The organism is Leptolyngbya sp. FACHB-261 (assembly GCF_014696065.1).
In the GTDB taxonomy this organism is placed as follows: Bacteria; Cyanobacteriota; Cyanobacteriia; order FACHB-261; family FACHB-261; genus FACHB-261.
This window is the reverse complement of sequence record NZ_JACJPL010000026.1, coordinates 419,295-441,464: the sequence shown is the minus strand read 5'-3', so window position 1 is coordinate 441,464 and position 22,170 is coordinate 419,295. Positions and strand designations below refer to the sequence as shown.

The 22,170-nt window shown below is 49.8% G+C and carries 19 protein-coding genes and 1 tRNA gene; 10 read left to right on the top strand and 10 right to left on the bottom strand.

Annotated features, from left to right (window positions below):
• Positions 1–414: 414 nt before the first annotated feature.
• Positions 415–2,502 (bottom strand): recombinase family protein, encoded by a 2,088-nt coding sequence (locus H6F94_RS18060; protein WP_190803621.1) that lies wholly within the window; start codon positions 2,500–2,502, stop codon positions 415–417.
• Positions 2,503–2,910: 408 nt separating this feature from the next.
• Here H6F94_RS18060 and H6F94_RS18055 point away from each other — a divergent pair, with 408 nt between their 5' ends.
• Positions 2,911–3,276 carry an STAS domain-containing protein gene (locus tag H6F94_RS18055; protein WP_190803620.1) on the top strand — a complete coding sequence of 122 codons (366 nt, stop codon included), beginning with the start codon at positions 2,911–2,913 and terminating at the stop codon, positions 3,274–3,276.
• Here H6F94_RS18055 and H6F94_RS18050 read toward each other — a convergent pair.
• Positions 3,257–4,489 (bottom strand): acyltransferase family protein, encoded by a 1,233-nt coding sequence (locus tag H6F94_RS18050; protein ID WP_190803619.1) that lies wholly within the window; start codon positions 4,487–4,489, stop codon positions 3,257–3,259. The two genes, H6F94_RS18055 and H6F94_RS18050, sit on opposite strands and share 20 nt — an antisense overlap.
• A 130-nt stretch (positions 4,490–4,619) precedes the next feature.
• Between H6F94_RS18050 and H6F94_RS33300 the strand changes: the two genes are divergently transcribed.
• On the top strand, positions 4,620–5,459 hold the full coding sequence (locus H6F94_RS33300) for a GNAT family N-acetyltransferase (RefSeq protein WP_190803618.1): 840 nt from the start codon (positions 4,620–4,622) through the stop codon (positions 5,457–5,459).
• Here H6F94_RS33300 and H6F94_RS18040 read toward each other — a convergent pair.
• From H6F94_RS18040 to H6F94_RS18010, 6 genes are all read right to left on the bottom strand, one after another.
• A complete protein-coding gene (locus H6F94_RS18040; protein WP_190803617.1) occupies positions 5,434–6,117 on the bottom strand; it encodes an HAD family hydrolase in 684 nt (227 codons plus the stop codon). The genes H6F94_RS33300 and H6F94_RS18040 overlap by 26 nt on opposite strands.
• Before the next feature lie 81 nt (positions 6,118–6,198).
• Entirely contained in the window at positions 6,199–7,416 is a 1,218-nt protein-coding gene (locus tag H6F94_RS18035; protein WP_242041253.1) for an alpha/beta fold hydrolase, read from the bottom strand.
• Between the two features lie 476 nt (positions 7,417–7,892).
• The gene (locus tag H6F94_RS18025; protein ID WP_190803616.1) at positions 7,893–8,147 is read right to left on the bottom strand and encodes a hypothetical protein; all 255 of its coding nucleotides are present in this window, start codon (positions 8,145–8,147) and stop codon (positions 7,893–7,895) included.
• Between the two features lie 329 nt (positions 8,148–8,476).
• Positions 8,477–8,992, bottom strand: coding sequence for a CDP-diacylglycerol--glycerol-3-phosphate 3-phosphatidyltransferase (gene pgsA, locus H6F94_RS18020; protein ID WP_190803615.1), 516 nt, complete (start codon positions 8,990–8,992; stop codon positions 8,477–8,479).
• A gap of 375 nt (positions 8,993–9,367) precedes the next feature.
• The gene (locus tag H6F94_RS18015) at positions 9,368–10,000 is read right to left on the bottom strand and encodes a response regulator transcription factor (protein ID WP_190803614.1); all 633 of its coding nucleotides are present in this window, start codon (positions 9,998–10,000) and stop codon (positions 9,368–9,370) included.
• A 12-nt stretch (positions 10,001–10,012) separates the two neighbouring features.
• On the bottom strand, positions 10,013–11,947 hold the full coding sequence (locus H6F94_RS18010) for a sensor histidine kinase (protein WP_242041287.1): 1,935 nt from the start codon (positions 11,945–11,947) through the stop codon (positions 10,013–10,015).
• Positions 11,948–12,580: 633 nt separating this feature from the next.
• Between H6F94_RS18010 and H6F94_RS18005 the strand changes: the two genes are divergently transcribed.
• The 4 genes from H6F94_RS18005 (at position 12,581) to H6F94_RS17990 (ending at position 17,702) form a co-directional block, all read left to right on the top strand.
• A complete protein-coding gene (locus tag H6F94_RS18005; RefSeq protein WP_190803612.1) occupies positions 12,581–14,323 on the top strand; it encodes an ABC transporter ATP-binding protein in 1,743 nt (580 codons plus the stop codon).
• Between the two features lie 11 nt (positions 14,324–14,334).
• Entirely contained in the window at positions 14,335–16,146 is a 1,812-nt protein-coding gene (locus H6F94_RS18000) for an ABC transporter ATP-binding protein (protein ID WP_190803611.1), read from the top strand.
• Between the two features lie 151 nt (positions 16,147–16,297).
• On the top strand, positions 16,298–16,480 hold the full coding sequence (locus H6F94_RS17995) for a hypothetical protein (protein ID WP_190803610.1): 183 nt from the start codon (positions 16,298–16,300) through the stop codon (positions 16,478–16,480).
• Between the two features lie 16 nt (positions 16,481–16,496).
• Positions 16,497–17,702, top strand: coding sequence for a site-2 protease family protein (locus H6F94_RS17990; protein WP_190803609.1), 1,206 nt, complete (start codon positions 16,497–16,499; stop codon positions 17,700–17,702).
• Positions 17,703–17,809: 107 nt separating this feature from the next.
• Here H6F94_RS17990 and H6F94_RS17985 read toward each other — a convergent pair whose 3' ends face one another.
• Positions 17,810–18,208, bottom strand: a complete 399-nt coding sequence (locus H6F94_RS17985) for a hypothetical protein (RefSeq protein WP_190803608.1) — start codon at positions 18,206–18,208, stop codon at positions 17,810–17,812.
• Between the two features lie 187 nt (positions 18,209–18,395).
• On the opposite strand from H6F94_RS17985, the gene H6F94_RS17980 reads away from it, so the two are divergent.
• A complete protein-coding gene (locus H6F94_RS17980; RefSeq protein ID WP_190803607.1) occupies positions 18,396–19,571 on the top strand; it encodes a homocysteine biosynthesis protein in 1,176 nt (391 codons plus the stop codon).
• 119 nt (positions 19,572–19,690) lie between these two features.
• Here the strand turns inward: H6F94_RS17980 and H6F94_RS17975 are convergent, their stop codons facing one another.
• The gene (locus H6F94_RS17975; RefSeq protein ID WP_190803606.1) at positions 19,691–19,882 is read right to left on the bottom strand and encodes a hypothetical protein; all 192 of its coding nucleotides are present in this window, start codon (positions 19,880–19,882) and stop codon (positions 19,691–19,693) included.
• 237 nt (positions 19,883–20,119) lie between these two features.
• On the opposite strand from H6F94_RS17975, the gene H6F94_RS17970 reads away from it, so the two are divergent.
• From H6F94_RS17970 to H6F94_RS17960, 3 genes are all read left to right on the top strand, one after another.
• Positions 20,120–21,160 carry an ADP-ribosylglycohydrolase family protein gene (locus H6F94_RS17970; RefSeq protein WP_190803605.1) on the top strand — a complete coding sequence of 347 codons (1,041 nt, stop codon included), beginning with the start codon at positions 20,120–20,122 and terminating at the stop codon, positions 21,158–21,160.
• Positions 21,160–22,014 carry a ChaN family lipoprotein gene (locus tag H6F94_RS17965; RefSeq protein WP_190803604.1) on the top strand — a complete coding sequence of 285 codons (855 nt, stop codon included), beginning with the start codon at positions 21,160–21,162 and terminating at the stop codon, positions 22,012–22,014. The genes H6F94_RS17970 and H6F94_RS17965 overlap by 1 nt, the downstream gene beginning before the upstream one ends.
• A 63-nt stretch (positions 22,015–22,077) precedes the next feature.
• Positions 22,078–22,149 (top strand) — tRNA-Lys (locus H6F94_RS17960).
• The last annotated feature ends 21 nt before the right edge of the window (positions 22,150–22,170 follow it).

Sequence of the window (22,170 nt, the reverse complement as noted above, 5' to 3'; positions counted from 1 at the left end):
CTCATAGCCTTAGGGGTAAATAGCTTGAGTCATCACTGGGGTAGCTAGTTTTAGAACGTTTAAATCACTTCTGGGAGTGATTCTTGTTTGTATCGAGTTGCCTTTGTTTATATCTGCCTGCTCTAGTTCTTTTAACGCTCTTTACCAAAACAATATACTTTCTGGTTTTTGCTCTAAATCTTGAGAAAGGTTAGTCAGTAAAGCTTTGATTGCTACCAGCTTCTACAGCCTTTGTCGGAGCTTTATGAAGTTGTGGTGAAGGTCTAGAAAAGGCAACCACAACAAAACTAGTCTGCCGTGTGATTAAAGCTACAAGAGCTTGTGATTTAATTCTTTATCGCTTGCTTTTTTATAAGCAGCAATAGAACCTATCTACACGACAAGACAGAGTAATTAAAAATACACCTACTTGTATTATAAAACACTCATCTCTACAGGAGCTACTGCATCAACAAGTGGGGTCAGAGGCCCAAATTGTTCTTGGCCACTAGTGGATAAATCACTGTGGCATAGATAAACTCGCTCGGTCGTACGACCGAGTAAATCCTGAAGGGTGCGTTGCAACCGAGCCTGCTCAGCCTGTTCCGTATCGGCTGGAGTCCAAGGTTGCCCGTCCCAATGCTTTTGAAATAAACCGTAGCCAAATAGCACAGCAGCCCCGCCATCACCCCAATACTGCGAGCCGCAATCTAGCCAGAACTGCCAGCGATGTAAGGGTTGAGCTGCTCGATACTGAAAGACTGCGGCTAGAGTAACGGCTCCCTCAGCCTGAGCTTGTAAAGGCTGCACCGGAAAGGGAGTTGCAGTAATGGCTCCACTGCGGATGAGTTGAATAAAGTCTTCCAGGGGCTTATGAGTAGCTTGAGCTTCTGGTTCCACCTGGCTCAAACGCGCTTCGACTTGCCAATAGTGGCTTGACGTTTCCATAAATTTGCGCAGCAGCGTTCTATATTCTAGGGGCAAACGAGTTGGCTCTAGAAAGCGTTGAATCGCCCGGTCCAGCAGAACCGGCGGATTACCTAACAAATGCTCCTGTTGTTGTTGCCGCTGGCTGTCTAACCACTGCACGAGGGGATCGTAGAAGTCGCAAACCTGGTAGCCCAAACGATCCCAGCGTTCGTAAGCTTGGCTGAGCAGTAGATGAGGCTGCGCTGGCTGCGGATCAAAACAGTGATCGGCCAGTAAACCAGCACGCACCGGATCAATCACAGGTTCGAGCGAGAGCAGATGCGGCTGTTTGGGCTGTTGGCTTAAGGCCACTAACATCTGAGCGACATCATCGCGATCAACCAGATGAGCCAGGCCAGGGTAAACCAAAGCACACAGCGTTAATAGTGCCCGCACAGGAGCAAAGTGGCTGAGCGGTCGGTGGTCATGCAGAACTTCTACTGAAATACCCGCCCGGGTCAAAATTTCAGTGAGAACGTATCGGCCAATGGCATCAATACCGGGGCCGAGAATGGCGATCTCTCGCGGCTGCACTACACCTGCTTGTACAGCTTGCACGATACATTCCGCTGTCTGGCGCAGCATCGTCGAGCGTGAGAGGGTTTGAATAGTTTGAAACTGGGCCGGTAATAAAGACAGAGGTGCAGTGGGATCACTCACCATCAAATCGACGGTTGGCCCGAAGTCCACCGACAGAGAGAGGTCTGGCGAGGCGCCTAAACGCTCAACATTACAACGGCTTGCCAGGTCACTCAAATACTCTGGATCTGCGCCTAAGCCCAAGCGCACTGCACCATGGACATTAAAGCTGAAGGCCGCACGGCTCCGCCCCTCCAGCATGATCTCAAATAGCTGGCGAGCCACAGCCGGGTAGTTGTCGACGTCGTCGGCTAGAACCACAGGGTAGCGGCGAAGCAGTTGCTGCTGGTAACTAGCGTCAGGCAACAAATATTGCCAATACAATTCAGTGGCAATGCCGTTGGTGAGCAGGCCACGAGCTAAGCACCAGTCCCGCCACTGACCGAGCGCCCGAGCTACCCGCTCCCATAGTTCTGGTGACAAGTCCGCTTGCCCTGCGGTGCCAGTTGCCAGAATCGACGCGCTGTCGGCCAAGGGCACTGCCGCAAAGGCCGACAGTTGCAGCAGGCTTAATAGGCGTTCAACACAACGCTCTACACTCAGGTTTGGCAAACGCAAGGGTCCTTGCGCTACCAAGCCTTTGGCCCAAACTCTAGTTGCCAGCTCTTGCTCATTTTCAGGATGCAGGGGGAGCGGAAACTGGGCCTTGAGATCTAGCTTTTGCACCAGCAGAGGCCAAAACAGAACCACCTCAGCCTGAAAGAAACCAACAGGCGTATGGTCGGCAACCGTGACTTGTCCGTCAGTAGCAGTTGTCAACCGTTCTGCTAGGTTGAGCCGACTTTCTCGATGAGCCGCGAGGGCCAAGATGCTCTGGCGCGCGGTTAACGAGAGCCGCTGGTCCTGAAAAAACTGAACCAATCGGTCTGTCTTGCCGCTGCGGCTGGGGCCAGTGATCCACAGAGGGCGTTGCATATCTCTAGTTTAGAAAAACTGGCCGCAAAAAGGACGAGGTGAGCCATACCTCACCTCGGTCGATACCTTGCCGCTCACTAAAGAGCCTTTTCAGGGAGAGTACGAAAATGGCAGGCGGGAGCCAAGGTCAGCCATCTCTGCAAGCCCACCGCATCAGATGACACTGGAACGGCAGCAGAATATCTGCCTCTCAAATAGATTTGAGAAAATCATGTTTTTAAAATCCGGATGAAGATACAAATTTCTATTTGTTTTAAGTTTGTAATTTTATACGTATGGTGGCATCGAGAGTTGATCCTTATTATCCGTACTTACAGAGTGTCGCTTGTCGTTGTTTGGTTGAAAACACTGAAGATTCTAGCTCCTAAAGCGCCCAATATAGCAGCAGATGAATGAGCACTCAGTGTTATGTCTTCAGCAACTGTAATTCAAGTAGAGCACATCGGCAGTATTGATGTTGTGGTTGTTCCGTTGCCTACTTGTATAGATGGCTCTACTGGTTTAGAGATTTGCCAAACATTGCTGCGTAGAATTGACTGGGGCTACAGCCACCTACTTCTAGACTGTAGCCGGGTTCATTCAGTTGACGGTTCTGTCCTGAGGGCACTTGCCTCTGTGTTTCAAAAATACTGTCTCCAAGCTGGGAGCTTAACTCTATTTGGAGCTAGTACTGAGGTGCAGTTAGCGCTTCATCTAGATGGACTCAGCGAGGTAATTCCTCATTTCACTGATCAGCAGACTGCTATCGCAAATCTTAAAAGTCGCTGGTTTTAGAAGCTAAGTGGCTGCTTTCGGAACGACTAAAATAGTTGTCAATGTGACGAATCAGGGTGACTGAGGAGCGCTTCAGCAGCGGCTTCAGCCTATCAGCTAGAACTGCAAGAGCAAGGGTTACCAGCACCATTACAGGTAGCAGTTGGTAGTACAGTTCCAGTTCACCACGGACAACTAGGTTCAGCGTACGGTCTACTACAAAGTTGTGGATTAAGAAATAACTATAGCTGTGTCCCCCTAGCCAACGCATGAAGTGTTGTAGAGGGGACCATTTACATAACAGGCGGGTGACCACCATACACAACAAAGTTAGACCGAGGGGTAGTAATAACTCGGCAACGACCCAACCTAGCCGAGAAAACTGACCGACAAAGCCCAAACTATATAGCACCAACCCGACGACAAAAGCCTGAGGTTGGCTCCAGAAGAGTGGTCCCTTACCCTGGCAGTAGCGATGGGCAACTGTCATGCTCAAGACAAAGGTGCTGAGTTTAGCGAGAAAGAGTTGAAAAGGTTGTTCAGCAGCAGGCGTGTCTATGAGTACGTAAGTAGGGTGCCCACCCAAGCAGTAAACTGCTAGCAACCGATAGGCCAGAGTGAGTAGTGTGCTGGCCAGTAGCAAGTTATAGAGTCCCCAACGGTGTAGCAACTTCCAGAGCCAGGGAAACAAGAGGGTAAAGCTAAAGATTAGAGGCATAAACCACCAAGAGCCACTAGTTGGCAGCAGCAAGCTACCCCGATAATCTGTGCTCAATGGAAAAGTAATGCCTGCAAAGCTGTGCCAGGCATCTGGGCTATAGCTATTGGTGAGAGTGCCAATCAGCCACAGAATTGGATAGGCAAGCCAAGCCACGGTCCAGAACGGCCGGAGCAAACGCATAAGGCGTTGCTTGAGAAAGGCAATGGGCGGCAGGGGCTTCGTCTGGAGCGAAAGCGCGAGGCTGAAACCACTGATCAACACAAAAACATCAACAAACTGAAAACCGAACCAGCCTGGAATACTCAGCCAAGCGTGGAAACCTGCTCCTAAATAATCTGAGGCCATGCGCAGCTGCTCTAGGTTGTCAGATAGACCTGTCGGTTTGGGCGTGAAGGCATAGTCTGTGAACAGCAGTTGAGAGTGATACAGCAGGATCAAGATGACCGCGAAGCCGCGAATGCCTTCTAGCCAAGCTAAGCGGACGGATTTTAGGATTCGAGGAGCGGCTGTCATAATCCTGTAGCACTTTCCCCATTGAGTACGATGACGAATACGATGACTAACATGGCCGATTTTTAGTCGACTTACAAAGTTGAAGCTGCCTTGCAGCGGCTGGAGTGGAGAGTGCGGTAGGAGTGACCCAGTGCAAGTTGTGCATTTTGATGACGTCAGTCAATTTTGTGCAGTGACGAAGGACTATTTACTGCAAGACGAAGCACATCACAACCTGATTCTTGGTCTTACAGGCCTCCTGATACAGCAGCCTGAACGTTTTACAGAATTACCCTATTTAGCCCTGGTTGAAGCCCAAGGGCAAATTTTAGCTGTTGCGTTACGTACACCGCCCAACAAGCTAGTGGTTTCGCGAGCACTTAACGCTGAAGCCTTGTCACTGATTGCTCAAGATTTGCTCAAGCGATTCGTACAACTTCCTGCAGTCCATGGTCCCAATCAGGAAGCACAGACCTTTGCTTCTGCCTGGCAAAGCCTTACAGGACAGATCCCTGAACAAGGCGAGCGATTGCGCATTTATCAACTAGATCAAGTCCAGCCAATCACCAAAGTTCCAGGCTATTTGCGTTGCGCGACCGAAGCTGATCGGGATCTATTGCTCAATTGGTGCAAAACCCTTTTTGAGGTGCTAAATGAGCCGATTTCGCCACAAATTAAACAGCTTGTCGATAGAGGCTTGAAGAACCAATCAATTTGGCTCTGGCAGAATGAAGTGCCCGTTTCAATGGCGAGCAAGGGTTTCACAACCCCTAATGGAGCAACAATTAATTTGGTCTACACTCCACCTGAGCACCGACGCCAAGGTTACGCGAGCTCCTGTGTTGCTGCTCTAAGTCAATTCTTACTAGATTCAGGTCGGCGTCACTGTTTCTTATTTGCTGATTTAGCAAATCCAACTTCGAATCACATCTATCAAACTATTGGCTATCAACCCGTTTGTGATGTTATAGACTATTGGTTCCAGCGGTGATTTCAAGGCCAAGCGCAGCAAAGATTTCAACGAGCTTTGGGTCTGTGAAATCTGGAATGACCTGCATTGCTCCAGCCTTTTGCAAGACCTGAGGCTCATGAGTTGAGGCAATGCCAACAGTTGCAATATCAGCAGCCACTGCTGCACGAATCCCAGCTTGAGAATCTTCAAAAGCCAAAGCCTGCCCTGGCATTATACCCAAGCGACTAAGGGCAAGCTGATAGGGCGCAGGGTCTGGTTTGCCAGCTGTTGCCTCCTCTGCCAAAACAACAGTTGTGAAGGCATACTCCAAGCCTAAAACCCCAAGCATGAAATGAGCATTCTCACGCGGAGCATTAGTAACTAGAGCACGAGATAGTTGGTGCTGGCTCGCCCAGTCCAGCAGTTCCAGGAGACCAGGCAGCGGCTGTAATTCAGTTCCCAACTCACGGAAGCGAGCTTCTTTCCGATCGGCCAAGCGCAAACCTTCTTCTAACGAAAGTTGGGGCAACAGATCCCGCACAATATCCGGATTCAAGCGCCCGCTGATATGTTTTTTGTAAAATACAGCATCGACTGTGATGCCGTATTGTCCCAGAATTTCCTGCCAGGTCCTAAGGTGTAAGGGGTCTGTGTTGGCTAGGGTTCCATCTAAATCGAAAAGGAGGGCTGTTAGCAAGGGGCTTTCCGGTTGTTACTACCAAGGATTTGAGCACTTGCGCACCCAAATCCCCTTAACTACTCTACAACCGGAACTATTTTAGGCAGTGGCTTGTAATACGCTCGTTTGGATCCAGCCCAAGAGTTCCTGGTTAACCCGCTCTGGGCACTCGTCGTGCGCACAGTGACCAGCATTTTCTAGCTCAACTAGCTGCAAGGCTGGGTTGTAGACTACAAATCGTTGAGCTAGCGCCTTGGGAATCATGCGATCCTGTTGGCCCCATAGCAATAGAGATGGAACCCGAAGCTTGCTCAAAATGGATTGAATACAGGGTCCGAATTGGGGACTCACCATAGCTTTGAGGATGGCGCAGAAAGCTCTAGCGGCGCCCTTCTCCCGAGCGGGAGCAGTAAGAATTTCTAGCAGTTCGTCGGTGACTGCTTCTTGGCAGGCATAGGCTAGCCCAGCCCATCGACGAACCATCCAGGGTTGTCGCAGCAAGTGAAACAATGGTTGTAGCAGGAGCGGTGACAGTAAGCAGAACTGAAGACCCTGCAGCAACGGACGCAGAATAGCTGGCACTGTCTCTCTGTGACTGGTTGTGTCTGGCAAACTAATCATGGCTACACCACAGGCAGTCTCTGGATGGACGGCAGCTTCGCTCAAGCTAACCAGCGAACCAATAGAGTTGCCAACCAGAACGGCCGGTACTTGTACGAAGGTTTGCCAGAAGGCGTGAACTTGTTCAACCCAAAGTTGCACACTATAGGGAGTGTCGGGCTTATCCGAAGCACCAAAGCCCAGTAGGTCTAAAGCATAAACACTGTGATGTTTAGATAGAGCCACAATGTTTTGTCGCCAGTGACCAATGGAGCCACCAAAACCATGCAACAAAATAACAGGTACTTGGCTATGAGGATTATGAATGAATGTATAGCGTATTTTCCAGCCGCGCCAGTGCCAGTCTCCCTGATGACCACAGCGCTTTGCCAAACCAATTTTTGCTAAATCAGCCAATCTTTCAGGTACCGGCAGAGTTGGAGGTACAAGGCTCTCTGCCCAGCCCACAGCCAGTAATGGCAAACTAGCAACTATACAGGCAATGAAAATCCAGAGGTAAAAGCTGTAGATGTCCTTCTGATCTAACGCAACATTGATCTGAATCATGGCGAACGGCAGCGTCGCTAGCAACAGGGCAAAGCAAGAATAAATCCTAGCTTTAGGATCACTTTCTCCTATCTCATGATTGCCCTTAACTACTCGTTCAATTGCTAAATCGAGCTGCGGGATGAGGAATGATGAGTCGAGCGTAGTCATTAGCTCAGCACTCCTTCAATATCCACTTCCTGTAGCAGAACCGTGGTTTCATCGCCGATTCTGCCAATTTCAGGCTCCGGTCCCAAATCCATCTCAACCAGATAGCTCCAACTACCAGATTCTGGTTGGCAGGCCCTAACTGTACCACTTCCACCAAGAAAGCATACCGTTTGTGCTTGTCTAAATTTAGGCGGTTTCTCAATACTATCTGTTATTTGCCAAGACCCTTTTGATAAAGGTTTAAGGACCGCGCTCATTTGAGTTACAGTTAGAGTGCCATGCATAGGTGCCTCTATCTTGTTTTCGAAGTATTGCAAGGCGTTTAACAATAGTCTGACTAACTAAAGGCCACTTAAGTTAGGCTAACTAGCTAAACGATTTAAAAAAGGGAGCCGCTATCATTATCACATTAAACTAGATAGCCACTCAATATGGGTGTTTTTGCTCGAGCAATTGAAGAACGGACTACGACTAGTTTAGCGAGAGAACGCTGCCTCTAAGGTCTTCTGGCCCTGTTGTTCAGCAGGACTAGATAGCAAGGTCCATTGCGCTCGCATGAGCTTTTGATAGGTTGCCCAACCTTTAGACCCGTTAGGCGTACTATAGTCGGGTACAGCGAATTGCGGACAGCTTCTATAGGGTTTCCAAGGCTCAGATGGATTAGTTCGCAAATGCAAAATCTTCTCACCATCTCGCCCCATTACAGGTAGCCAGCACATTTGACCAGCCATAGAAAACTCCCTTGGGTTACTCAAAGTTTGTTTGAAAATGTGAGTCTAGAAGTGCAATGCTTGCGATGCCCCCTCAGCACAGCTTTAATAGGAATGTAATTACGGTTATAAACAAATTAAAGCCTCGTTATATCTGCCCTGGGTTTTGGCTTAGGCTCAAAGTCATCAACCTAAAGGGATAGAACTGTCTCAATTAACCTGTATTAACAAAAACAAACAACGCTTATTAAGCGTTATTACTCATATTCCCAAAAAATCTTAGTAGCTATTAAGGAATGTTGCTAAAAAGAAAAGTTCCTCAACAGGTTTTAGTACGATTTGACGGCTGCTTAGGGTTCAACCACTGGCTCCGAGGCAGGTTGGGGCCAGAGGTAAATGGCACCAGAGACGAGGGTCAAGATGACTGCTAACCAGAACGCCTCTAACCCCCCTGGCGATTGCACAATCAACAATGCAATTGCCAGGATTTGAGTGACAGTCTTAAGTTTGCCCCACAAGTTTGCCCCAGAAATGGCTTTGCTACCAGAGACACGCCAACCCGCTACTGTGAGTTCCCGGGCCAGAATCAAGAATACGGCCCAAGCAGGGATCTGTCCCAGTTCGATCAACACCAACAACGGGGCAAAAACTAACAGCTTGTCTACTAAAGGGTCTAAAAACTTCCCTAGCTCAGTGACCTGGTTGAGGCGACGGGCAAGGTAACCATCAAGCCAGTCTGTGCCAGCTGCCACCAAAAAAACAGCAGTGCTAAGCCAACGGCCTTCCTCAGTACCTAGGCTCAAAGCCCAAAGAATGACGGGTACCCCCAGTAGTCGCGATAGGGTGATCCAGGTTGGCAGAGTCATAAGTCGAGCAGGCACCGGCAGGCTGAGCACCGGTAAGCTAGAAAACTGAACTTCCCAATTGTAAGGTTAGGGCGGGACGGGATGCTCTTGTCCTCAGTCTTTGAAGATCGCCCAGATTCAAATAGCCGAGCTCAATTGCTATCCAATTGCTAAAACAAATGACCAATCCAGACAAATACGAAGATACTTCCAGAGCCTAGAGTGAGCTTTCTTGCTCAATAGATTAGGGCAGACAATCTTGATAATACTCACATTTAAGTTTCGCATTCAAGTTGGTGTTTCTACTTCAAAGCTAAGCATCTCCCTACAACTGAGAGAGATGCATGAACACAATGGACTTAGAAACACCAACTAACCTGTGGTTTTCACGCTCTGTCAACGCTTTTCTTGCAGGCTTTCTACAGCTGTATTTTTGACTTGGCAATAGTAGAATACTGCAGTTGGGAAAGCTACACGAGCTGCTTGATGGGCTGACTCAAGCGTAGGCCCTAGGAAGCATTTGCCGCTCTCAGGTTCAATAGCCACATGCCAGCCCCTATAATCTTTCTCAATTTGAGGGCTAATCAGATTCTTATAGATCCAATCAACTGAGGGCTGACCTAGAAATTGAGGAATCAATTCTACAGGATAGGGATGCTGATCTAGGCTAGCCAAACGTGCTGTAATTGCACTTAACAGCTCAGCTCTAGTAAATGGCTTCGTTAGGTAGTTGTCAGCTCCCAATTCGATGCCTTCACGAATGTCCGTTTTGGCTGCTTTAGCTGTCAGAAAAATGAAAGGGATTGTGGCAGTTTTTTGATCTTGCTGCAATGTACTTAGTACGCCGTAGCCATCCAGCTCAGGCATCATCACATCACAAAGGATGAGATCCGGGTTGTATTGTCGAGCTCGTTCCACACCAATGGAACCATCTTCTGCACCAATTGCCTCGTAGTCTTCAGCTTCCAAAAGTTCTAGAATACTTAATCGAACTAGGGGCTCGTCTTCAATGACAAGAATTCTTTGCATTTTCTGCTCCTATTATTTCAATGGGATCATGACAGTGAACTTAGTGCCAACTCCAACCTTGCTGTTGAATGTTATTTGTCCTCCATGCAAGTCTACGGACCGCTTGACAATTGCGAGCCCCAGGCCGGTACCAGAAATGGTGCCGACATTGGATGCTCGATGGAAGGATTCAAACAGACGTTTTTGATCCACCAAAGGAATGCCAATACCGGAGTCTCGAATCTCGAAAACTGCGCTGCTATTGTCATAAGTCAGTTCAAGTTTAACTTCACTACCTTCAGCAGAATATTTAACTGAATTGGAGAGTAGATTGCTGAGGATATGCCTCAGCAATTTTTCATCGACCAAGGCCTTCATCGTTTGAATCTGGCTTGTAAAGGTGAGCTTATGCTTGATGGCGATACTTAGCTGAACTTCCTCAACTAGGCTACGACAGAACTTCACTAGATCTATTGAAACCGGCTTAAACTCCAGCTTGCCCGCCTCCGCCTGACCGATAACCAGTACACCGTCTAGAAGCTGAGTGATATACTTAACAACTGCTTGAATACGATGAAAATGCTCTAATTTTCTCTGCTCAGTCCATTTGTGGCTGTAGTGCTCTAGCAACTCGGCTGAGCACAAAATGATGCTCAGTGGAGTACGAAACTCATGAGAGGTCATTGTCACAAAATCAGATTTAAGTTTGCTAAGCTCCCTCTCCTTTTCCAAGGTTTTAACGAGTTTATTCTCCGCACGCTTGCGTTCGGTGATATCTCGCACAATGGCGATGACTTCATCCTCTGCACTAACCACAATTCGAGCTTCGTACTCACGTAGCCCCTTATTTACAAGCCTGTACTCAAAGATTTGAATTTCCTGAGTCAGTAAGGCCTGTTCGATACACTGCATCGCTGGCTTCCCAACAGCTACAGGAAAAACCTCACAGATGTGCTTACCTAAAAACTCGCAAGGAGGTAACGGAAATTCACTATCCTTAGCAGCCTTAAAATTTACAAACACACCGTCTTTACTGATGCGGAACATAGAGTCTGGCATAGCATCAAGCAAGGCTCGATTAGTTGCCATGCTTTTGCGCAATGCTTCTTCAGCTTGTTTGCGTTCCGTAATATCCTCCATGGTGCATAATATACCGACCACTGCACCAGAAGAATCATGAATAGGAACTCTGCTAACGTCATGCCAGTCCTGCTTTCCGTCAGCCTTGGTTTTTTGCTCAATTACATGCAATTCAGCTGTATCTGTATCAATGACACGCCAATCTTGCTTGTAACTAGATTCATTTGGTTTTAATACGTGAGATAGTTCAAAGTCTGTTTTGCCGATTACCTCTTCTACACTACCGATTCCTACCGCCTGTGCCCAGGTTTTATTGCAACCTAAATAGACTGAGTTAGTATCTTTCCAAAAGATCTGCTGAGGAATGTTGTCTAGCACTAAACGTAGAAGTTCTTGCTTTTCTCTCAAAGCCCTCTCAACTTGCTGCCGTTCTAGAATCTCGCCTTCCAATCTCCCATTGATTTGCAACAATTCAGCAGTACGCTCAGCAACTAAAGTCTCTAAATTCGTATTGACTTTACCTAATTTTAAATTTGCCTCAGCTAATTGACTCCGGGTTTGCGCTAATATTAATGGCCCATCGATCAAAAGAGAATAATGCCGACGTAGGGTGAGATAAGTAATGCCAACCATTGCAGTTACAATATCAATACCAACTTGTAGTTTAAGCAGAGTTGATGGGGCTTGATGACCAGCTTCTGCACTCATCAAGACATGACCGGTGTGACCAAAACCACAGGTCAAGAAGATCGCTGATGTCGCTAGCACCAGTGGATTATTCAAGAGATGTTGGTGCCCGCGAATGAGGCCTCGAAAAATCAGAAATGCGATTATAAAATAAGAAGTCGCAATGAAGATGTTAGCAGCGAGAAGAAGAATGTGTAGCATTTTCAAAAAATATACTGTTCGTGCAATCGGCTAAGCGCTTAGTTCTTGAAAATTGGATCGAGGAGCTTAGGGGGTTGGCTCATGGGACCTGTCTTTTCTAGGATGGGCCGTTTCAAGCTCAAATCAACAGGTTAATGCATGTTCATTTTTTGCTCATTTTTATGTGCTTATTCATACCAAGAACATGGCAACCGAGTAATTCTCTAAAAGAAAAAAACTCTGTAGAGCAAAGATCTGTAAAATTACGGAATTCTCTTACTATAGAAATAGTTTAAGGGGTCAAGTTTTTAAGTGGGGTCAGGCAAAGACAGCCGCGAATAATCACCATATTTCTTGCATCGTGCTGTTTCAATCTCGTTTTTTGTTGACTTTTTTGTTGAAATCTAAACAGCCACTGCACCTAAAATTTACTTTCTTTGTCTTTCCAATTAGGGATTGGTTAAGACATTGAGGGGTAGAGAACCATCACAGCAGGTAGGCGTGATAGGGTGATGCGCACTGACACCTGTGTTAGGCGCCAGATCTAGTGTTAGTCCAGAGGCCATGCAAACTTTGAGTCGAGAAGTTCTAGACTGACTCAGCCCTGCCAAATGATCAGCTTCACGTTTTCTTGAGTGGAGGAGATTCAGGTTTATGCATTCACTCCAACGCGTTCTGAGTAGCCTGAAGGCTTACTGGCTAATTGTGTTCGGTGCAGCTCTAAGTTTGCTGCTGTTGACAGCAGCGAACGCGATTACGCCCCAGCTTTTTCGTTGGGGGATTGACCAAGGTATTGCTCGGCAGGATCTACAAATCGTTCTCTACTGCTCCGCCGCGATGGTTCTGGTCGCTCTAGGAAGAGGACTATTCAATTTTGGCCAAAGTTTTTGGGCAGAGCAAGCGTCCCAGAGTGTTGCTTACGATCTGCGCAACGGCATTTTCAAAAAAATTCAAAATCTCAGCTTCAGTTATCACGATCAGGCTCAAACCTCACAACTTCTCACCCGAATTACCAGTGACGTTGAGCTGATTCGCACCTTCATTGGCACCAGCTTGATTCAAGTTGTCGGCTCTGTGGTTACTTTGGTGAGCACTGCGGTTATTCTGCTGGTGATGAACTGGCAGTTGGCCCTAATCACGTTGGTGATGGTACCCCTAGCAGCGGTCATTCTAGTTCGATTTCTCAGTCAGAATCAAACCATTTTCGGACTCGCTCAAGAGCGCTTGGGTGATCTCAACGCAGTCTTGCAAGAAAACTTGGTCGGTGTGCGCGTTGTTAAGGCATTTGCTCGCGAAGCGACTGAAACGGTACGCTACAGCCAACTCAATAATGAGTTGATCAGGGTAAACATGCAGGCCATTAGCGCGATTCGCAACACGTTTCCACTGATTTTTCTGCTTAGCAATCTCATTACCCTGGCAGTCGTAGGCTATGGGGGAGCCGAGGTAATTAGGGGCCGATTTACAATTGGCGAGCTAGTTGCCTTCAATTCCTATTTATTACTGATTTTACAGCCAATTCTATTAGTAGGATTTGCCGCTCCTGTAATTGCTCAAGCAGCCGCTTCTGCCGATCGTGTCTACGAAGTTGTTGATGCCACAATTGAGATTGGTAATCGACCCGATGCAGTTCCTTTCGAACATTGTGCAGGTCGTATTACCTTCGAGAATGTGCATTTTCGCTATCCCGGTTCAACTACTGAAGCACTCAAAGGCATCTCATTTGAGACCAAATCCAAAGAGCTGATTGCCATCCTGGGCATGACAGGCTCAGGCAAAAGTACGATCATGAACCTGATTCCCCGCTTCTACGATGTCACAGCGGGAGCCGTACGTATTGACGGTCGGGATGTACGTGATTTGACTTTGGAAAGCCTGCGCGCTCACATCGGCATTGTGTTTCAAGAGACGACTCTCTTCTCTGGTAGCCTGCGCGACAACATTGCCTATGCTAAATCACAGGCTAGTCTGGAAGAGGTTATTGAAGCTGCTAAAACTGCGCAAATTCATGAATTCATTACCAGTTTGCCAGAAGGCTACGAGACACTGGTAGGTGAGCGAGGAGTCGGTCTTTCCGGTGGACAAAAGCAGCGCATTGCTATCGCCCGCACGTTGCTGACTGACTACCGCATCTTAATTTTGGACGATAGTACTTCTGCAGTTGATGCCCAAACTGCCGCTCAGATTCAAACAGCCCTTGACAATTTGATGCGTCACAAAACCTGTACTGCCCTTGTGATTGCTCAACGCATTAGCACGGTGCGGCATGCCGATCGAATTTTGCTGATGGACCAAGGTCGGTTAGTAGCGCAAGGAACCCATGATGAATTGATGCGAACTAGCCCACTCTACGGCTTGATTCTGGAATCCCAGGTCAAGCAACCAGCCACTGCTTGAGGAGCATTGCCATGAGGAGCCCCGGACCTATTCTTGCCGCGGATCAAAAGGCTACACAGCAAATTTCAACCTTACTACGCCTGTTGCAATACCTCCGTCCCTATCGCTCACAGGTCGTGACAGCACTGCTTCTGGTTGCGACCGGTGCCTCTACTCAAGCAATTGGACCATTTCTAGTGGGTTGGTCTGTAGATAATCTGATCAGCGCCGGTAACTTGCCAGGGCTGCTGGCTATGTTGGTGCTACTGACCGCAATTTACGTTGGGGGAGTTGTCGCAATCCGGGCACAGATTTATCGAGTGGGCTGGATTGTGCAGCATATGCTAGCCCAATTGCGTCAGGATATTTTTGCCAAAGTCCAGAGTTTACCCCTCAGCTTCTTTGACCGCAGCGAAGCGGGTGATTTAATGAGCCGCTTGATCAATGACGTGAGCGTCATTAACCAAGCCTTTGGTCAAACTATTGCTCAAATGCTGGGTAACTTCTTCAGTCTGATTGGTATTGTCCTGGCAATGCTGTTGATCAACTTACGTTTGGGTTTGGTCAGCAACTTGATCGTTCCCTTGATGATTGGCACGACCGGTCTATTTGCCCGTTGGGCGAGAGCTAGATTTCGGGTCACTCGTAAGACCATTGGCAATCTGTCTACCAAGCTGGAAGAAGACATTGGCAGCGTGCGCGAAGCTCAAGCCTTTAACCGGGTACAACTCAATATTCAGGAATTCAGTACCCTCAATGCGGCTAATCGCGATGCCAATGTGCAAGCGGTCGCGATTACCGCAGCTTTCTTACCTTCGATTGACTTTCTCAATACCCTGGCAACAGCTGCTGTACTAGCCTATGGCGGCTATCTAACGGTGAGCGGCGATGCAACTGTTGGCACCGTCACGGCTTTTCTACTCTACGTTCAGCAGTTTTTTCGCCCAATCCAGATTTTGAGTCAGTTCTATACCCAAGCCCAATCAGCTTTGGCAGGCGCTGAGCGCATTTTCAAACTACTGGATGAACCATCTCAATTAAGAGATGCAGCGGACGCTTTTGAGATGCCACCGATTCAAGGAGAGGTTCGCTTTAACCAAGTTGATTTCAGCTACAGTTCAGAGCAGTTCGTGCTTCAAGATATCAACCTGCATGCCAAGCCGGGTCAGATGATCGCCTTAGTCGGTCCTACAGGCGCAGGCAAAAGCACCCTGATTAACTTAATTCTGCGCTTCTACGATGTGTCGGCTGGTTCGCTCACCATCGACGGGGTTGACGTGCGCAAGGTGACTCAAACCAGTCTGCGCCGTCAAATGGGACTGGTGCTCCAAGACAATCTGCTGTTCAGCGGCAGTGTGGCTGAGAATATTGCCTTTGGCCGTCCTGAAATCAGCCAGGCTGAAATTGAAGCTGCGGCTCAAGTCGCCAACGTCCACGAGTTCATCACGCAGTTACCTCAAGGCTATGCCACACGCTTGGGAGAGCGAGGTGCAAACCTCAGCCAGGGCCAACGCCAACTGATTAGCATCGCCCGTGCCGTGCTGGTTGATCCACGCATTCTCATCCTGGATGAGGCGACCAGCAGCATCGATACTCGAACCGAAGCCTTGGTTCAGGCTGCCCTTAGCCGCTTGCTAGCTGGTCGGACCAGCTTCGTAATTGCCCATCGCTTGAGCACCGTTACTCAGGCTGACCAGGTACTGGTGATTCAACAGGGCCAGATTGTCGAGCGAGGAACTCACGCCGAGTTAATTGTCCAGCAGGGCATCTACGCTAACCTCTACGCCTTGCAACTTAACGCAGGCCCTGTGGCCGTTGCTGAGCCGAACCCGAGTAGGGGGTAATCTCACCCTCGCGACAGGGGATGGGGACTAGCTAACCTGCCTAGACTGAGGATAGTATTAACTCATAGTCATTCCGACTTTGAGGTCTTGGTTCAGCTTCAAACTCAGATTCAATTTTTATAGACGAGGCATATAGAAAGGAGACGGTACCATGGAAGTAATTTCGCTGTCGGCATTGGCTTTTGTTGTTGTGGGCTCTGCGTTAAAACTTCGCACTCAAACGCAACACAATTCGCAGCAGTCCATTTCTCACTATCCCGCTTGCAACCTGCCTCAGCGTGCATCAGCACCGTTGCGTGGCAGAGCTGCCCAGTTTATGGCAAAAGGCTTCTAAAGGTTCTTCATTTAACATGGCGTCTGCAAGTTCTTTTCAGGTTGGCTCCCTCCTTGGCATTCCCCTTAGGGTTGACTACTCCTGGTTTGCCATCCTGGGCTTGCTGACATTCTCCTATGGCATCGAATTTTCCGGTCGCTACCCAGGCTGGGGTCCTGCCCTGGCTTGGGGCACTGGTTTGGTTGCTGCTTTGATGCTGTTTGCCTCGGTGCTACTGCACGAGCTGGGCCATAGTTTGGTCGCCCGCTCTCAGGGATTAGGCGTCGACTCGATCACCCTGTTTTTGTTTGGCGGCATCGCTTCAATTGACAAAGAATCGCCCAATCCCGCAGCTGCTTTTTGGGTAGCGGCAGCAGGTCCTTGCGTGAGTATTGGCTTAGGCTTGTTCGGTTGGGTTCTCGGTCAACAACTGCCAACGGGCACTCCGGCCTGGGAAGTTATTGATAATCTCTGGCATATCAATCTAGTCTTAGCTCTGTTTAATCTGATTCCAGGTTTGCCCTTAGATGGGGGGCAGATTCTCAAAGCTGCTGTTTGGCAACTCACAGGCAATCGCTTCACTGGCATTCGTTGGGCAGCTCGAACTGGCAAATTATTAGGCCTAGCTGCCATTGCTCTAGGTGTTGCTGGCAGCTTATTTGGTTCTCTCAGTGGTGGGCTGTGGATTGCCTTCATTGGCTGGTTTATCTTCAACAACGCCAGTGCCTATAGTCGGCTCAGTGAAGTTCAGCAGAGTCTGAGCCAAATCACAGCTTCAGAGAGCATGAGCCGCGAGTTTCGCGTTCTCGACGCAAATCTGAGTCTGCGCCGCTTTGCTGACGAGTATCTGCTCGGCAATCGGCCAATGCCTATCTATTTCATCACTGCAGACGGGCGCTACAAAGGCTTTGTGACTGCCAATGATCTGCAACCGGTTGAGCGGAGTCTGTGGGACAGCGAAACCTTAAGGTACATTCTGCACCCGATGAGCGAGCTGATAACGATTGCTCCTATAGCACCACTCTGTGCAGTGATCGACACACTTGAAACCCAAGGCTTACCCTATCTGGTTGTGCTTGCCCCCACCGGGGCCGTTGAGGGGCTGATCGATCGGGGCGATGTTGTTAGAATTCTGTCGCAGAAGCTTAATTGGTCTTTCTCTGAAGCTGATATTCACCGCATTAAAGAAGAGGGTAGCTTTCCTGCAAATCTGAGGCTCCAAGAGCTGAGTAAGGGCCTCTAAGACGCTTCTGGAAACAGACAAAATTGGCTTGCTAAATTCACTCTTACGAATGCAGCCCTGAACTGATGAAGTTCAGGGCTGCATTTGTGCTAGAGGATATGTTCAGCTCAATATTTTCTAGCTGGACTATCAGGAGACTTATGGAGTTGAGTAGCGGCTGAATCAGTCACCTGCCGCTCTGGTGTCACTGCGTTCATCTGCACTTGAGCTTGCCAAGCAACCGCCAGCGCAACTAGCCCAACCACAACTAGCTTAAACATCCCCACGGCAACCCCCGGTGGGGTTTCCAATCGCTCCCGATACTGTTGTTGCTCGTAGTAACGCCGCCGGACAGCAGTGACGACCTGATGCCGCCGCATGAGTTCACTCGCTACGGCTAGGGGACTTGGAGCATGGTTAATAGAGATTTCTTTGCCTTCACTATCCCAAATTCTCAGGAGTCCCTCAGAATCCCGTTCACAGAGATAGACCTTACGGTCTTCAGGAGTCTCAATAATGCAATACATGGATGGAATCTGTATCTTATATAACCAATCTAGAACTAATCTAGAGGTCTGGTTAATGTCCCTCTGTTTAAATTGTCAAAGAAGGCTAACCCGGCGGTAAGCACCGCGGGATAGAGTTCAGGGTTTCTTAAGCTCTTAAATAACGCTCTGGCTAGGGTTTGGCGAATCAGGCGCTACGCTGTTTCTCATGGCAACAATTGCAGAAATTAACGAAAAAATTCAACAGCGCAAGGCCCGAGTGCTGACGGTCGAAGAACTGAAAGCACGGGTGGCGGAGGTGGGAACTGCGCAGACCGCGCGTGAAGTCGATGTAATCACCACAGGCACCTTCGAGCCGATGGAGTCCTCCGGCGCTATTCTGAACCTCGGCCAAACGGACCCCCCGATCAAAATCCGTAGTTGTTGGCTGGATGGCGTTTTAGCCTACACAGGCTTCGGGGCAGTGGATTTGTACTTAGGGGCCGCTCAGGAAGCCGAGGCGGAGGAAGGCAGCCCCCGTCGCGGCGGTGGACATGTCATTGCGGACTTGATTGCAGGTAAATCGGTTAACCTACGCGCCATTGCTCAGCCCACAGATTGCTATCCCCGTGGCAGTTTTGAGACCACCATCAACCGCGACACGATCAACCAGTTTTATCTGTTTAACCCACGCAATCTGTACCAAAACTTTATTGTGGGCGTGAATGGAGGTGATCGCCCGCTCTACACCTATCTGGGGCCACTGCAACCTCGTTTAGGCAATGCTGTCTACGCCAATCCTGGTGCTTTGTCGCCGCTGCTCAATGATCCAGATCTGCGTGCAGTGGGTGTAGGCAGTCGCATCTTTTTAGGAGGTGGCATCGGCTACATCGCCTGGGAAGGAACTCAACATTTCCCGCTCCAGAAGCGGTTGCCTAACCGCACACCAATCGGGCCTGCTGCAACTGTGGCGCTAATTGGTGACGCGCGCCAAATGAGTAGCGAGTGGGTTCGGGGTTGCTATTTTCGAGGCTATGGCCCTTCGCTGATGCTAGGCGTAGGACTACCGTTGCCCGTGCTCGATGAAACGGTCGTTGCTCAAGCAGCGGTCCAGGATCAAGACCTGGTTGCTCCCGTAATGGACTTCTCAATTCCCAGACGAGTTCGGCCTACCTTCGGCCTGGTTAGCTATGCTCAACTCAAGTCTGGAAGAATTACGATTGATGGTCGCGCCGTACGCACCGCTCCCCTGGCTAGCATCCCACTCTCCCGAGCTGTAGCTGAAACGCTCAAAAGCTGGATCGAAGCTGGGGAATTTCTACTGAGCGAACCCATCGCACCCTTACCCACAGATCGAGTCTTCATTCCACAAGACTCACGGGGAGCTGATCTGCGTTTGGAGTAGTGGATTGAAGTCATTGGATACCAATACTTCAGTCAGCGCTTCTAGTTAAGGTCTCGGTCAAAGCTTTAGCCAAATCCGTTGCTCAGATTTGAGCCGAACGGGGCTGCTCTAGACTAGCTTTAGCTGGCGATTTGCTCGGAGTAGGTCACTGTCACTTCGCCGCATTCAAGAGCGTCCATCAGACGGTTCAGAGCATTGAGATCAGCGGGTGTGTGCTGACGATTGCTCAGTAATTGGCTAATCCGCCATTCAGCCAAGCTAGAGAGCTGGCGAGCGGATAGGGCCTGCATGACAAGCTGCTGAATACTCATGGAGCCTCCTAATAACGTCGTTAAAACCTGTTTCTTCTAGTCAGTATGCAGGGCGAACGGCGTTGGCCTGGTGACAGCTGTCACGGCGAAGTTGTCATCTCGATCACAGGCCATCGCGCTTAGACTCCTAAGCGGTGTAGCTGATCCCTGCTGTCTCAGAGGGCCGATTCCACCCACAGGCACAGCCGCCAGACCTAGGGATTTCGGCTAAGCTTCTATAACGTCAGCCTGGTCATCATGAAATCTTCCCTGCGCAACCGCTTCCGTGGCGCCTTTTGCGGAGCTTTGGTTGGCGAAGCCTATGGGGTTCTGGCCGAATATCAGCAACCTTTGAGCCCGAGACGTACTGTCTCTAGCTCGCAGCGGGAGATCGTGCTGCAAAGTCAGCAACTGGCGCAGATTTACGCTGCGAGTTTGATCCGCAAGGGCGACGTAGATCCACAAGATTTAGGTGAGCAACTGGTGCATTGGCGTCAAAGTGCGCCGAGTCTGAGTGGAAATGTACCCCGCCCTGGGGAACCAGCGATTGCCGAGACCTTGCTGGATGAAGCGACCACAGCAGCGATTAGCCGTTTGAGGGCGGGGATTCCCTGGCATCAGGCTAGTGGGACAGGTACCACGGCTCGCGCCCTACCAGGGCTGGCGCGGATCGTGCCGGTCGCCCTGTTTTTTCACGAAAACCTGGCTGTGCTGCGCGAGAAGGTCTACCAGACAGTTGTGCTGACTCACAACACGCTGGATGCTTGGTATGGCGCTTTGGCCATTGCCCACGCAATTGCGATTGCGCTTCGCAACGAGCTAGAACCCGAACGGTTGCTGCCTCGGACGCTGGAGTATCTGCAAGACGAGGCGGCCCCACTGAGTGCACGCTTACAAGATGCTCAAGCTCTACTGGAAGCGGGCGCAGATCTAGAAACGGCTCGTTTGCGGCTTCCCCTGCATCAGGATCCGGCAGCGATCATTGCCCTGGCCTTCTACTGCTTCTTGAGCACGCCAGACGATTTCTCTCTATCAATCCGACGAGCTGTGCGCTGCGGCAATCCGGCGTCAATTCTGGCTAGCCTGTGCGGTGGCCTTTCTGGTGCCTATAACGGTTGGACCGATGTGCCTGTGTCTTGGCGGCTGCGCTACGCTACTGAGCCGGTGGCCTTGGCGGACCAGTTACTAGCGACTTGGGCAGGCGCTTATACCGTTCTCCCTGTGCAGGAGGCTGTGCCCTTGCCGATGGCTCCCGTAGCAGCTCCGGGTATCCTGCGTCCCCGTTTCAAGGCGACCTGATGCGCTGGCTGTTGACTCTTCTGCTTTGCAGTGGCTTGTGGCTCCCCAGCTTGGTAGCGATGGCTGAGCCTTTGAGGTTGCCCGAGCGACAGGGCCAGAGTGCTGAGCAAGTGATCACAGATCTGGCTAAGGCCCAAGTGGTTTATCTGGGTGAAACCCATGACAGCGTCGAAGACCACCGGGCGCAGCTAGAAATTCTGGAGCAACTGTACCAGCGTCAGCCTCGGTTGGCGATTGGCCTAGAGATGTTTCAGCGTCCGTTTCAGCCGCAGCTTGATCGCTACCGACGGGGAGAAATCACGCTAGAGCAACTGCGGCAGCTGAGCGAATACGACCAGCGCTGGGGCTTCGATTGGCAGCTGATTGTGCCGATTCTGGAGTTTGCACGTCAGCATAACCTGCCCCTGATTGCGCTCAACGCGCCTATAGAACTGACCCGGATGGTAGCTCGACAGGGCTTGGCAGCAGTTTCTCCCGAGTTGCGGGGTCAGCTACCGCGTGAAATCCAGGTGGACAGGGATGGCCCCTATCGAGCCTGGCTGCAAAGGAGCTTTGAGGCGCACGCACCCAATACCCGTCGGAGTGCAGCGTTCACCAACTTTCTCACAGCTCAAATTTTGTGGGATGAGACGATGGCTGAGACAGTTGCAGACACCGTGCGGGCACAGCCCCAAGGTCTGGTAGTGGTGCTGGCTGGTAGCAGCCACATTGCCTATGGGTTTGGCATTCCCTCACGGGTGGCTCGGCGTCTGCCTGATGTGCGGCAGCGTAGCGTTTTGCTCAGTGTTGGGGCGGTACCGGATTTGCCCCAGCCTGTGTCTCAATCGGTGGCTGATTATCTCTGGCGACCTTGAACGATGTGCAAGGCAACGTGTTAACCTGATTAAGGCTTGAGAGCTTTGCTCTCTGGCAAACGAGGGTCGCTAACTCAACGGTAGAGTACTCGGCTTTTAACCGATTTGTTCCGGGTTCGAATCCCGGGCGACCCATCTAAAAGCATCAATACAGCA